This is a genomic window from Salinicoccus cyprini, from assembly GCF_007713705.1.
GTDB lineage: Bacteria > Bacillota > Bacilli > Staphylococcales > Salinicoccaceae > Salinicoccus > Salinicoccus cyprini.
Genome location: NZ_VMSJ01000003.1, coordinates 190,009 through 202,876 on the forward strand (window position 1 = coordinate 190,009; position 12,868 = coordinate 202,876).

Below are 12,868 nucleotides of genomic sequence, written 5' to 3' on the forward strand. Positions count from 1 at the left end.
AGGGGAAAATGATGAATATTCCAATTAGAAAATATCTGATATGCGACAACCAGTTTAGAGTTTTCGCCATTAGTAAAGACCAAACCGGCACTTTTTCAATTGAAGAAGACATTGCTTATGCTTCAGCTTTTACAACGATGCTGCTCAGTCAAGAAGAACGTATCACTTTCAATTTTAAGAATGAGAATAGCAATTGTTTTCTTTATATCGATTCTTTTTCACAAGGAAATTGTTTTTATAGACTTCCATTGGGTGAAGCTTCTGTTCTGGGCACAAAGTTATTTGTCACTAAGAGTAAACTGAAAAACTTTGGAGCGTCATATAATTCAATTATGCAGTTTCATGAATTTGATATATTGAAGAACATTTCATCCTACTACAAAGAAAGTGAACAGATGGAATTGAGCTTCATAGAAAATGACAAATGCATTCTAATGATTCAACCTTTGCCTTTTTTTGAAGAAACACAGTACCATTACATTATGGAAGAATTAAATGCGTTTCAAGGTGATGAAGAAAGGTATCTATCGAAAGAATATCTAGTCGAAACAATCCAAGTCAAAGTTTTAAAGCAATAGTTTCTAAGAGAGCTCGTTTATGAATCATAGGTGTTGAAGTGTGGACCTATCTGTTAAAATCTGCTTTCGCCGGATTCTTCGGCTTCTCACGCTTCTTGTACATTTCCATCTTGTCGTTGTATCCCCAGATGTAGGTCAGGCCGAAAGCGAGTGTCAGTGTAATGAATGTGGTCAGAATGGCATACCAGAAGTTTGCGGTGATGCCGTTCTCCGGATCAATGAAGGATGGCAGTCCGATCAGAGATCCGATAATGCTCCACATGTTGACGCCGAGAATGCCGGCGAGAAGCCCACCGACTGCGCTGGCGATGCTTGCGCATATGAATGGTCTGCGGAAGCGCAAGTTGATACCGTAGATGGCGGGTTCTGTAATGCCACAGAAGGCGGAGAATGCCCCGGCGTAACCGAGTTCCTTCACTTCCGCCTTCTTCGACTTCACGGCAACACCCAGTGCGGCTCCGGCCTGGCCGACGATGGTGAAGCTGACCATTACGGACAGGTAGCTGTATCCGAGTGTGGCAAAGTCATTTACATAGACCGGTACGATGCCCCAGTGGAGACCGAAAATGACCAGCAGCTGGTAGAATGCTGCGATGACGGCACCAAATAGTGGTGCATTGAAGTCGAGCATGGCCTGCAAGCCATTGGCGAGTGCGGTTGAGAAGCCGACCAGCACGGGACCGGTGATGATGAGTGTAATGGCCGACACGACCCCGATGATGACGATTGGGATGAATATGGCCTGGATGTATGCAGACACCCAAGTCTTCATCCAGTCCTCAAGCTTTTTCACCAGCCAGGCGGCAAGGATCATCGGAAAGATGGAGTATGTATAGGCGACGAACGGAAAGGCGAAGTTGCCGATGGCAAAGATGTTCATATCCCCATTTGCCGCTTCAAGGACAGTCGGGTGGATGATGACCCCGCCGATGACGGCAGTCAGAACCGGGTTGCCATTCATGCGCCTGGCTGCATTGAAACCGATCAGTACAGGCAGGAAGTAGAAGACCGCATCCGCCATTGCATTGATGATCAGATAGGCAGTGCCTGTGTCGGTTATGATATTTGTCGATGTCAGTACCGCAAGCAGCCCTTTGATAATACCGGCTGCAGCGAGAATATTGATGATCGGCATGACGGATCCTGTGATGATGCCGATCAGCTTATTGAACTGGTATCCGACCTTGTCCATGATACTGCTGTCTTCGGAAGGTTTCGCAAACTGTTCCCGATCTGCTGGCTGGTCTTCTGAAATGGATAGCTGCGCCATCACTTCCTTATGGATGTCATCCACAGCCGGGCCGACGACGACCTGATACTGGCCGCCTGCTTCCGCCACACCCATGACACCCTCCAATGCCTTTATTCCCTCTGTATCAGGCAGTGCCGGATCCTTCAGATAGAATCGTAGACGCGTCACACAATGGATGACATTGACGATGTTGTCATCTCCTCCTACCCGTTCGATGATCTGTCCAGCAAGCGTATGATAATCCAGTCTCTTGTTTTTCATTGCTGCTTTCACCTGTCCTTCCAACATTTCCATTTCTGTTTATAGTCAAAATGAATGCCACCAGTATACGATTGGTGACTCTACATTAAAGATCACTTATGATAATAGAATACATCAAATGGTGCCATTATGGACATGTTAGAAACACTTTAGGACGAAATTAATCTAAATATAAAAAGTATTATAAATATACAACACTCAACTGTAAATTTAATGTAAAATACCTAGTGAATGGATGCATGCATCCACAATACATAAGAAGGAGACGATTGAATCATGGCTGAAAATATGGGATTGGCAGTTATTCTGGGAGTCATTCTTGTACTGATCATCGCTGCCGGCATCGCATGGTACTTCTATATGAAAGTCAGGTATAGAACGGTACCGTCGAACGAGGCGCTGATTGTCACAGGTCCGAACCTCGGAGACGAGTCGAAAGAAACGAATATCTACAAGGATGATCAGGGACGCTACATGAAAGTCATCCGCGGCGGCGGCCATAGGCTGCGCATGTTCCAGACCGGAACGAAAGTCTCCCTGAAATCCTTCCAGCTGAAGATTGAAACACCGAAAGTCTACACCAAGGAAGGCGTCGGCATCTACGGTCAGGCCGTTGCGACAGTGAAGGTTGCCGATGATCTTGAAGGTATCGTAAAATATGCCGAGCAGTTCCTCGGCAAGGATCAGAATGACATCGAACATGAAGTATCCGAAGTACTGAACTCGAACTTGCGTGCCATCCTGTCGAAGATGACCGTTGAAAGCATCAACGCCGACCGTGAGAGCTTCAACGAACAGGTCCGTGAAATCGCACAGGACCAGCTCAACCGCATGGGCTTCAAGATCACCTCCCTCGGTCTGTCCGACCTGAAGGATGATGAGAACTATCTCGAGAACCTCGGTCGTCCGCAGATTGCCAGAGTCAGAAAAGAAGCAGAGATTGCGGAAAGTGAGAATAAGCTTGCAACAGAAAGCAAGCAGGCGGAAGTCAATGAGAAGATTTCACGTGAGAAATACCAGCGTGAGATGAGCATTGCCGACAGCCGCAAGGAGAAGGAACTGAAGGAAGCACGAAACTCCGCAGAAACAGCGAAGGAACAGGCCATCGCCGAGGCAGCCGGTGAACTTGAGTCAGAAGAACGCCGCCTTGCCGTCGAGCAGCAGCGCCTCGAGATCCGTGAGCAGGAGAAAGCGAATGAGCTCAAGCTGCGTAAGATGGAACGCGAAAACGACGTTGAAATCGAGAAGCAGCAAGTGGAAGTCCGCAGACAGCAGGCAGAAGCCGACTACTACGCTGAGACGAAAAAAGCAGAAGCCAGTGCCGCTGCGCGTATATCGGAAGGTAATGCAGAAGCCGAAGTCATCCGTAAGAAGAGTCTGGCCGAAGTCGAAGCCATCGAACGTCGCGCCAAAGCAATGGCCCAGCATAAGGATGTCATCCTGATGGAGAAACTCATCGAGATCATGCCTGAATTCGCCAAAGCAGTCAGCCAGTCCATGAGCAACGTCGAATCCATCCGCATACTGGATGGCGGAAGCGGAGACCAGCTCAAGTCACTGCCGAAGACCGTCACAGGCACCATGGCCAACCTTCAGGAAAGCATGGGCCAGATGACCGGTTTTGATATGGAAGGCTTCCTGAAGAACCTGACTGCCAACGTACAGCCGGATGCTGAGGAAGAAGCGAGCGAAACGTTCGCCGCAGACGAAGAAGACGGTGAAGATGTGGAAGAAGAGAACTATGTTGATGATGTTGACAACAAAGAGAAATAAACTAAAAAAATGACTCTTCGGAGTCATTTTTTATAACTTGAGGAGGATGCTATGGAGATAACCGTAAAACGAAGGACCTGGCTTCTAGGTTTATTGAATTCACTGAGACTGGAGTTCAACGGTGAAAAGATAGGGAATATCCATTTTTTTCAGAATAAGACTATAGAGATTCCGGAAAAAGAAGGCAGATTGAAGTACGTACAAATATTGGATCACAATGATGAAATTCATGTAAAAGATGGGGACATAATCATTATCAAAGAGAATCTGATCTCTACGTCCAATTAGGTAAAGCTACACTTCCAATCTTCCTGATTATACTTCTCATAGTCGGTCTATCTTCGTTCTTTTTTAATTCTCACAAGCTCGTGGTAGAGGACAAGACAGACCGAAGTAACCAAAGCTGAATCACTATCAATGCGTTTTTCCATCAAGCATGTATACTGGCAAGTGAGAATAGAAAGAGGCGGAGATACAATGAAGCAGTACTACAGTAACGTGATTCAATATAGAGGCACCCATTATGATTTCGGCTATTTTCAAGGCGAGCAGCTGAGAGAGTCGCCGATTCTGCCCAACCGCGAAAAAGATCTAGAAAGACGTAAAAATCGGCATTATATAGTCAATCCCGAAGAATATATAAATATCATGTCAAAATACTCACCAGCCATACTCGATGAAATTTATGGACTTGCCGATGCACTGGACATGGAAATGAAAAAAGCATTCCAACTATTCGGCGGCTATTATCTGGAATATACACGAAGCGGCTGCTCCATTTTCACGGATAGCGACTTCATGGTTCGCAATTATGACAGCCACCCCCGTGGATATGAGGGACGGTATACGTTTTACGAACCAACTGACCACGGATACGCCGTAATCGGACCTTCGATGCGGATTGCCGGACGGATAGATGGTATGAACGAAAAAGGACTTGTGATGGGATATAACTTCACACACAGTAAAAATTCAGGCGACGGGTTCCTATGCAGTATGATTGGCCGTCTGATTCTGGAAACATGCGCAAATGTAGATGAGGCCGTTTCATTATTGAAAGACATTCCCCATAGGCATTCATTCAGCTATATCCTTCTGGACCCAGAAGGTATATCCTATGTCGTCGAGGCATCACCAAGAAATGTCGCAGTCAGACAGTCCAATGTATGTACGAACCACTTTCATCTGCTGAACGACGAGAACCAGCACCGTCAGGAAGAAACACGCGAGCGGGAAAGAACGATACAAGCCGAGCAGCAGCATACCACAAACCCCCACGAAGCATTTAAAGTCATGAATACCCCCGATTACGGTGTATTCTCAGATAAATACGATGCAGCAGCGGGCACAATACACACATCCGTCTATTTCCCTAAAGAATTGAAAGCGTGGTTCGTCATCGGACCTGACAAAAAACCGGTCATCTTCGACTTCAAGAAGTGGCTCGACGGTAATAAGGTCAACGTTAAGCAAATCAAAGGAACACTCGAATACGACCGACCATTCGTGAACATGGAGAGATGAAGCAGAAAGGTTTGATTGAGCTATCATCTCTCTACCAAATCACGCATTGTCCTATCGTACTTTGCAAACATTTCGTTGGACAGATCCAGCACCTCTTCCTGTTGATCACTCTGCTTTCTGATGATGACAGAATCACCATCTGGAACAAACTCCAGACGGTCGCCCTCCTCAGCCTTCAGCGTCTCAAGAATGCTTTTCGGTATACTGACAACCATATTATCTCCAGATTTCCTCAGTTGTCTTAAAATAGCCATAAAACCCCACCCTCTCATCCAAGTGTATATAGCACTTAAAAAGGAAAATATGAAGATGAATTAAAAACCATGCTATTCCCTGCTGATCATTCTGGCTCTTAATGCTTTGAGATATGGAACATATTTGATACAAGGGATGGTAACCTCTACTATGTTATCTTCTTCATTTTAAACTTGATTTCAGTAATCGTGGTAATCTTCATAAAAGATAACATAATTTCCGATAACAGACGCTCAGGTGACACAACTCAGTAAATAGACACATTCATAGCAAAAGAACTATTTAATGGCTTCTTGTCCATGAAATCAAAAAGTATTTCCAGCCACTATTTCTGTCATGTATTTCATATAGATACAGCATTTGCAGCTACTGAATCGACAATTGTATAGTTACATTATATTGCGCTAAAACGAAAAACTCCAAAGGAAAAAATTAAATCCGTCGTCGATCATAAGACAGACCCCCTGATATTATGATAACCTGATTCAACTCCTGGTTTGCAGTAAGATCAATCTAGTAAATACTATTCATGGTAACCTTCATTTCTTATGATCTTATTTAGATTAACAGTCGTAATTCAAGAAATTTTCCAGTATCTTGTTATAAATCTCCGGCTGTTCCAAGTGTACGACATGACCAGCAAATGGAATGATTGACGAATGTACATTCTTATTCATTTTAGGATAGATCAATACTCCAGCGGTTTCATGTGCATTGTGTTCACCGACTATATATAAAACTGGAAGATCGAGCATTGATAAATCTGCTGTTTCATTGAAAGGATACCAATCGGACTCCTGGGTTGTTTGAAGCAGCTCTCTCCAGTTCCCTTTATGTATACTATCAAAATAAACGACAGTTTCAGGGTCTTTAAGCAACTTTTCTGTATGTTCTATGTCCTTCTTGTTCATTTCTACCCAGTCTGAAGGTTTTTCTGGAATGATACCGGATAAAGTTAGAGTTTTCACCTTCTCTGGAAATTTCTTAGCAAAGATAAGCCCGACAAGTGCACCTAACGAACAACCAACAATGTGTGTGGATTCTACATCTAATGATTCAAGTGTTTCCGCCAAGTCTTCTGCAGAGTTGTTAAAGTAATTGTTCACATCATTCGAGACAGATTGACCATGTCCTCGCAAATCCGGCAGTATCACTTGGTAGTCATCTTTGAAATATTTTCGTTGTATATCAAGCTCTGTACTTCCTGTCTGCAGTCCGGTATGTAGAAAAACGATTGATTCTCCACTTCCGGATACTTCTGTATGTAAAATCATATAGTGGCTCCTTTTTTTTATTCACTGAGTAATCATCGTATCTACCCTTTTTCTTCACCGAGCTGAACTCTGCATTGTCTACCTCTCTCATTTATAATCAAGATAACTAGATTTCTCGCATAGGACAGCCTATTACCTTACTTCTTAAACGAAAGGTGGATCCATATGACAAAACAAACCACTAAAAAGGACTGGATCGACAGTAGCATCGGTCTTGGAATGATTGCAGGCTGTCTGGTCGGCATACTTGCAGCTCTGTTCATAAATCCATCAATCATGCTCTTTACGATTCCTCCAGGTTCAGCTATCGGCTTGCTGGTCGGCATTGTGATACAAGCCATCTATGGCAGTCATAATCAGCACGACAAATAGCCATGCCACCTAGTTGTTAGGTGGCATGGTGTTATTGATCACTGTCATGGAAATGGCTGTGGTTGTTGCAATCATGATTGCCGCTTCCATCTGCTCGATGGATTTGTTGATGGCGACGTCGTATTCGCTCTCGGCTGCAATTTTCTCGATCCGCTTCTCTGCGGTTTCTTTTTTCTCTTCACCGAATACTTCGGCTGTGAGGTTGCATATCTTAATCAGGTTCAACAGGATGCCGGCGAGCGGGTCGGGTGTTTCATTATCGAACACAATCCTTTGAAGCCTGCTCCTGATTTCCTGCTCGACTCTGCCGTCTGCCTCCGGGTGCATTTTCTGGTTGAAGACAAATAGGATTTTCTTGGATTCTTCTTTCAGTATCCCCTTCTCCACTAACGACTGGATGATTTCTTTCTTGATGTTATGCATCTTGAACGGCAGGCGGTCCACCCAATATTCGATCTTCTCCGGCTTCATGGCATTCTCGATTTCATCGAGGACTGTTTCAAAATAAGGCACGCCTGTCGGTGTGCGGTCGATGACGACCACTTTTTCGTCCTGCAGTTCGATGCGTTCCATCAGTGTCAATTCGGAAAGGATGGCGCCGGTGAAGCCATATTCCATCGAGTCGGCTGTAGATACTTGTGTGCCCTTATCGTCGTCTGTTGCAAGCAGCAGCAGTGCTTCTGCAATTGTAAACATAAGATCTCCTCCTATTTTCAAATTTTATAGAAAGTGGTACATATCCCTTTTCCTACTGTCGAAAATCGGCACTTCCTTGCGGATTTTAGCGACTTCATCGCCATCAACCCTGCCGGTCAATACAGCATCGCCATGGTCTGCCGCTTCATCGATACTCCCTCCGAACGGCCCGATGATCATGGAGCGCCCGGCATATTCATGAGTGCCGATCTTCCCATGTGTGTCGCAAGCAATGATATACAACTGGTTCTCAATGGCCCGTGCACGAATGAGTGTCTCCCAGTGCGATTTACGCGCCATCGGCCATTCGGCCACGACGAAGATGGACGTGGCGCCTTTTAACGCCAGATCTCTGAACAGTTCGGGGAATCTGAGATCGTAGCAGATGACGATGCCGCATTTGTTGCCATCCAGCATGAACGTCTCCACTTTGTCCTCCCCGGCTGCGAGAAATTCAGGTTCATTGAGCATCGGTACGAGGTGCATCTTCGAATATTCATGCACCAGCGCACCCTTTCGGTCGATGACGAATGCAGTGTTGTAGACCTTATCCGGATCGTCCTTCAAATTGGCGACGGACCCGGCAACAATGTTGACATCATATTCCTGCGCGAGTTCGACAATGACGGACTTCGCCGGTTCGAGGTGGTGGCAGGCGTGCTCCTGTATATTTTCAAGATCATAGCTTGATGTCCACATCTCCGGCAGCACGACCACATCCGTGCCTTTCAGGTTCTCCTTTTCGAATAGCGCCTTTACCCTCTCAAGATTCGCTTCAAGGTCTCCATATACAACCTGATACTGCAGTACTTTTATATTGATAACGATCACTCCCCATATGACTATTGCCGACCCAGTTCGATGTTATAATCCGACACGATTGTATCCCCCGAGTTGATTTGCACACTGACGCTGGACTCCGGATCCAGTGCCTCCATCTGTCCATAGTTCCGATATGTGCCGTCGACGTTCCAGTAGATCCGGTGCTCACCGGATTCCCCCATTATCGGCAGACTTTCTGTTGCCAGCCAGTACTTTCCAGATTCGATATGAGTGCCCACCGTATATGTTCCTGCAGGCAGCATGATGCTCCCAGTGGCTGATGCTTCCATCATATCATTTCCAATCTGTGAAATGTCGAGTTCACCATCCCGCGACTTGAACGTCAGAGTGTAGCCCGGTTTCAGATCAAACTGTGCACTTGGTGTCTCCAAGCCGATGGAGATTTCCAGGATTCTGATACCTGCGCCATCTTCAACAACAATGGCACCGGCATTCTCCATCACCGTGCCTCTATATCTCCCTGGCGCGAGGTCCTCACCGACTTTGTATGTACCCGGTTCAAGCGTCATCGTTGCACCGGCACTGCTTTCGACCGTTCCTGACAGCTCACTGCTGTCGACGAAAGGGAAACGCTCTGCAATATCATCTGCAAACAGCAGCTTGTCTTCCTGATAGGCATTGATTGCCGCCTCATTTTTCACGAAAGCCTCTCCGTCATAAGTCTCCGGCATGAGGCCGGTATAGCCGCATCCTGCAAGCCCAAACACCATCAGGAGGATTATTGCCCGCTTCATGATTCCACACCCTTGTAGATGCGAAGGTAATGTTCATACGTGCCGAGCGGACCGAGAATGACGGACTCGGAACCTGCTGCCTGCAGGCTCTTCATCAGTTTCAGCATGTCTGCGTCCGTTAAGCTTTCTGTCGGGATGCAGATGCGCTGGTGGTTCAGATACAGCGTCTCTTCCGGCAGTGCATCGAGGGATCCGTATTGGTCCGGTGCGATATTTCCCTTGATATATGTGTCCTGTGCTTCTTTGCGATCATACGTGTAGTAGATATCCTTGTTGTTGAGAAAATAGATCTGGTCTGCATAGTCGTCGAGATTCTCGAGCAGGTGGCTCGCGACGATGATGATCTTGCCTTCTTCCTTCACTTCCTGGAGGATTCTGCTGACGAGCTCGACATTGACCGGATCGAGTCCGTTCATGATCTCATCCATGAACATGATTTTCGTGTCTGCTGCCATCATCATGGCAAAGCACAGTCTCTGCCGCATGCCGAGGGAATAGGAGCTGACCTTGCTACGCACATAGCCCGCCATGTCCAGCCGGTCGACAATGGCATCAATGTCCCCTTTTCCCCCTTTCCAGATGTCCCGGTACATCTCGATATGTTCATAGCCGCTGAAGTTCTCATAGAGTTCGGCCTGGTCCGGGAAGAAGGTGATCTTCTCATGCAGGGCGCGTACATCCTTCGTCGTATTGCGGTAGTTTCTGCCGTCGACCCGTATTTCTCCTTTATTGATCGGAATGAAACGGATGATCGCATTGAAAAGTGTCGTCTTGCCGGTGCCGTTCGGTGCAACCAGACCGATGATGTTGCCGTCCGGTATGCTGAAGTTGATATTCTCAAGAACGACATGGCTGCCGTAGCTGATGCTTAGGTCCTTTATTTCGAGTGGCATCAGTTCTTCCTCCTTTCGAGTCTGCCTGTCCGTGTCGGAATGAGCTTGAAAATGAAATGGAACAGGATTTCAATCAGTATATAGAGCAGTACGATGGCGACGAGCATCTTCGTAATATTGACATCACCGACCTCTGCCCACTCCCCTTCAAGCACCGGCAGCAGCTGCAGGTAGAGGAACGGATTCCAGCTGCCTAGAGGTGATACGACAGTGAATATATACGGAATGAAAAAGATGGCAACTACTATGGTGATGGTCAGATAGATGTTTCTGAACACCCAGCTGAGCCCGGTCGACAACTTGATGATGATGTAGCTCAGTGCCATGGCAAGTGCCAGGGTCATGATGACATACTGCAGTATGCTGATGTATATGGCATTCTCCCCGGCGTATAGCTGCACCGGGTACATGAGTGTACCGGTGTCCGTGGAGAGGCGGCTGACGAAGTATGATATGAGAACACCGATGATCAGTGTCGCCCAGATCAGTATCCAGCTGATCACTGTGCGCTGCCGCCACTGGAACTTCCAAGTATAGGGCAGCCCCTGGGTGATGCTCCAGTTGTTCTCCTGGTCCCGGCTGAACCGGTCGGCACCGAATATTGCCGCAATGATGTAGATGAAGACACCTGCGATGATGTTGACCAGTGCATGGAGCACAAGGCTTGGTGACATCGGATTCCAGTCGATGGCGACATCATTTTCATCCAGGTAATTCAAGAACTTGAGCCGGTTGTTTATTTCCGCCTCGCTCGGCATGAAGGAGAGCAGCAGCTCCTGGGATTCGAAATCATCCGCCTTGTAAAAGTAAAGCTGGTTCTCTGCCATTTCGATGCCCTGGTCGACATAGTCGCTGACAATCTCTTCAAGGCCTTCGACTGTGTTCCCTTCCTTCTCCGACAGGATGAACCGCTGCATGCCGAGTATCTGCTGCTGGCGGGCCAGACGGTCGTATATATCCTGGCCGGTCTCTGTTTCAAAATGCGCCTCCGGTATCGCTCGGAAGAGGTTCTGCGTATCCGTATACTGTGCTATCGTCTCATCGACCGGCAGCTGGATGGTCCGGTTCTGATAGAGCGTGGAATAGGTTGCAACGAATAGGAGCAGGGCAGCAAGCAGTATGCGCACTTTCCAGTCGCGTACCACTTTCAATGTTTCCCATCTGAACAGCCGCATCATCCCACCTCCCTTTCAAACTTCTGCCTGTCCATCCACTTCGCCGTCAGCAGCAGCAGGACTTCAAGGATGAGGATCGAAGCAGTCAATACGAGCGTGCCGGTCAGAAAGCTGAATCCATTGGTCATGGCAAGAAAGTTGCGTTCACCGCTCAGCACCTGGCCGAACTCAAAATAGTTGTGCGGAAAATACTGGCTGCTGATACCGAAGATGGTCGCTTCGCCGCCGCCATTGTATATGCGGTTGAAGCCGACGAGCAGGAAGCCGATGATCATGACGACAACGTCATGCCTGAATACGAGCGACAGCCATGCATTCAGACGGACGAAGAGGTAGACAAGGAGCAGAATAAATACTGCCGACATGGCTACAAAAATGCTAACTGACCGAGTTGAGAAATTTACTTGTTCCCCGCGGTAGCCTTCCTGGTAGCCATATGAAGACACGCCGAGGTCGAACGTGCCAAATCCGTAGAGGATGCCTGCCACCAGATAGTAGATAGACAGCAGTGCAGTAAATGCTGTGATCAGTATGATGAAAAGCGATACCGACTGGTACAGGATGTAGCGCCACCAGCCGAACGGCTGACCTGCTTTCAATGTACGGTGCTTCCTGTCGTCGACGAGGATTTCACTGGCGACGAATATGGTCACAAGCAGCAGGATGAGCGGCCCGTTCGTCTTCAGGAAAAGATGCAGCTGCTGGGCCGCTGTCTTCTGGTTATACATATGAAGCGTTGCATCTTCCTGTGCTGCAATGGCCTGAAGCTCCGTATTCACCACGCCGGCGTTGTAGTTTCCAAGGTGTATATCACGGTCGAAGCGTTCACTGGGCGCTTCAGCAAGCGGGGGTGTGAGTGCCGAGTGTGTTGCGAGATCGATGAGCAGCCGGATATTCCCGTTGTCTATCCCACTTTGAAATGCATAATAGCTTTCGTAGGTTTTCTTGGCGAGGCTGTATGTATTCATGCCGGTAAAGCTGTTGACCGCGATATTCCCTTCCTCGAGACGGGATTCCTTCATTCCATACTCGGCACTCAGTTCAAGTGCCAGCGCTTCCCGGTCGATGGTGGTCGGGTGCTCCTTGCTCGGCAGGTAGAGCAGCAGATAGGCGAAAATGCCCAGCAGCGTGAGAACCAGCACCAGCCGGTTCTTTCTGTTTCTCCACGTTCGTTTCAGTGTTTCCCTGAACACAGCAGTAAACATATAGGGTCTCCTCGATTTCCATTTATGGGTTTG

The 12,868-nt window shown here is 47.3% G+C and carries 14 protein-coding genes; 5 read left to right on the top strand and 9 right to left on the bottom strand.

Going from position 1 to position 12,868, the window contains the following annotated elements; genetic code table 11:
- The first annotated feature begins 11 nt into the window (after window positions 1–11).
- Window positions 12–578: an Hsp33 family molecular chaperone HslO gene (locus FO441_RS08760; RefSeq protein WP_186365522.1), complete on the top strand. Its 567-nt coding sequence runs from the start codon at window positions 12–14 to the stop codon at window positions 576–578.
- A 46-nt stretch (window positions 579–624) separates the two neighbouring features.
- Here the strand turns inward: FO441_RS08760 and FO441_RS08765 are convergent, their stop codons facing one another.
- Window positions 625–2,091, bottom strand: coding sequence for a PTS transporter subunit EIIC (locus tag FO441_RS08765; RefSeq protein WP_145289020.1), 1,467 nt, complete (start codon window positions 2,089–2,091; stop codon window positions 625–627).
- A gap of 276 nt (window positions 2,092–2,367) precedes the next feature.
- Between FO441_RS08765 and FO441_RS08770 the strand changes: the two genes are divergently transcribed.
- From FO441_RS08770 to FO441_RS08780, 3 genes are all read left to right on the top strand, one after another.
- The gene (locus FO441_RS08770) at window positions 2,368–3,864 is read left to right on the top strand and encodes a flotillin family protein (protein WP_246095092.1); all 1,497 of its coding nucleotides are present in this window, start codon (window positions 2,368–2,370) and stop codon (window positions 3,862–3,864) included.
- A 51-nt stretch (window positions 3,865–3,915) separates the two neighbouring features.
- On the top strand, window positions 3,916–4,152 hold the full coding sequence (locus tag FO441_RS08775; RefSeq protein ID WP_145288808.1) for a hypothetical protein: 237 nt from the start codon (window positions 3,916–3,918) through the stop codon (window positions 4,150–4,152).
- Between the two features lie 189 nt (window positions 4,153–4,341).
- Window positions 4,342–5,388, top strand: coding sequence for a C45 family autoproteolytic acyltransferase/hydrolase (locus FO441_RS08780; RefSeq protein WP_145289026.1), 1,047 nt, complete (start codon window positions 4,342–4,344; stop codon window positions 5,386–5,388).
- 23 nt (window positions 5,389–5,411) lie between these two features.
- Here FO441_RS08780 and FO441_RS08785 read toward each other — a convergent pair whose 3' ends face one another.
- Both FO441_RS08785 and FO441_RS08790 read right to left on the bottom strand, forming a co-directional pair.
- Complete coding sequence (locus tag FO441_RS08785; RefSeq protein ID WP_186365523.1) at window positions 5,412–5,642, bottom strand: AbrB/MazE/SpoVT family DNA-binding domain-containing protein; 231 nt, start codon at window positions 5,640–5,642, stop codon at window positions 5,412–5,414.
- Window positions 5,643–6,206: 564 nt separating this feature from the next.
- Entirely contained in the window at window positions 6,207–6,917 is a 711-nt protein-coding gene (locus tag FO441_RS08790) for an alpha/beta fold hydrolase (protein WP_145288813.1), read from the bottom strand.
- Between the two features lie 165 nt (window positions 6,918–7,082).
- On the opposite strand from FO441_RS08790, the gene FO441_RS08795 reads away from it, so the two are divergent.
- Window positions 7,083–7,289 carry a hypothetical protein gene (locus FO441_RS08795; protein ID WP_145288816.1) on the top strand — a complete coding sequence of 69 codons (207 nt, stop codon included), beginning with the start codon at window positions 7,083–7,085 and terminating at the stop codon, window positions 7,287–7,289.
- A gap of 9 nt (window positions 7,290–7,298) precedes the next feature.
- Here the strand turns inward: FO441_RS08795 and FO441_RS08800 are convergent, their stop codons facing one another.
- From FO441_RS08800 to FO441_RS08825, 6 genes are read right to left on the bottom strand one after another with little or no spacing between them, the layout of a single operon-like run.
- Window positions 7,299–7,985: a GOLPH3/VPS74 family protein gene (locus tag FO441_RS08800; RefSeq protein ID WP_145288819.1), complete on the bottom strand. Its 687-nt coding sequence runs from the start codon at window positions 7,983–7,985 to the stop codon at window positions 7,299–7,301.
- Between the two features lie 24 nt (window positions 7,986–8,009).
- Window positions 8,010–8,816 (bottom strand): carbon-nitrogen family hydrolase, encoded by an 807-nt coding sequence (locus FO441_RS08805; RefSeq protein WP_246095094.1) that lies wholly within the window; start codon window positions 8,814–8,816, stop codon window positions 8,010–8,012.
- Window positions 8,817–8,827: 11 nt separating this feature from the next.
- The gene (locus FO441_RS08810; protein ID WP_145288822.1) at window positions 8,828–9,562 is read right to left on the bottom strand and encodes a hypothetical protein; all 735 of its coding nucleotides are present in this window, start codon (window positions 9,560–9,562) and stop codon (window positions 8,828–8,830) included.
- A complete protein-coding gene (locus FO441_RS08815; RefSeq protein WP_145288825.1) occupies window positions 9,559–10,455 on the bottom strand; it encodes an ABC transporter ATP-binding protein in 897 nt (298 codons plus the stop codon). The genes FO441_RS08810 and FO441_RS08815 overlap by 4 nt, the downstream gene beginning before the upstream one ends.
- The gene (locus tag FO441_RS08820) at window positions 10,455–11,630 is read right to left on the bottom strand and encodes a G-protein coupled receptor family protein (RefSeq protein ID WP_145288827.1); all 1,176 of its coding nucleotides are present in this window, start codon (window positions 11,628–11,630) and stop codon (window positions 10,455–10,457) included. The genes FO441_RS08815 and FO441_RS08820 overlap by 1 nt, the downstream gene beginning before the upstream one ends.
- Window positions 11,630–12,835, bottom strand: coding sequence for a hypothetical protein (locus FO441_RS08825; RefSeq protein WP_145288830.1), 1,206 nt, complete (start codon window positions 12,833–12,835; stop codon window positions 11,630–11,632). The genes FO441_RS08820 and FO441_RS08825 overlap by 1 nt, the downstream gene beginning before the upstream one ends.
- Window positions 12,836–12,868 lie beyond the last annotated feature (33 nt).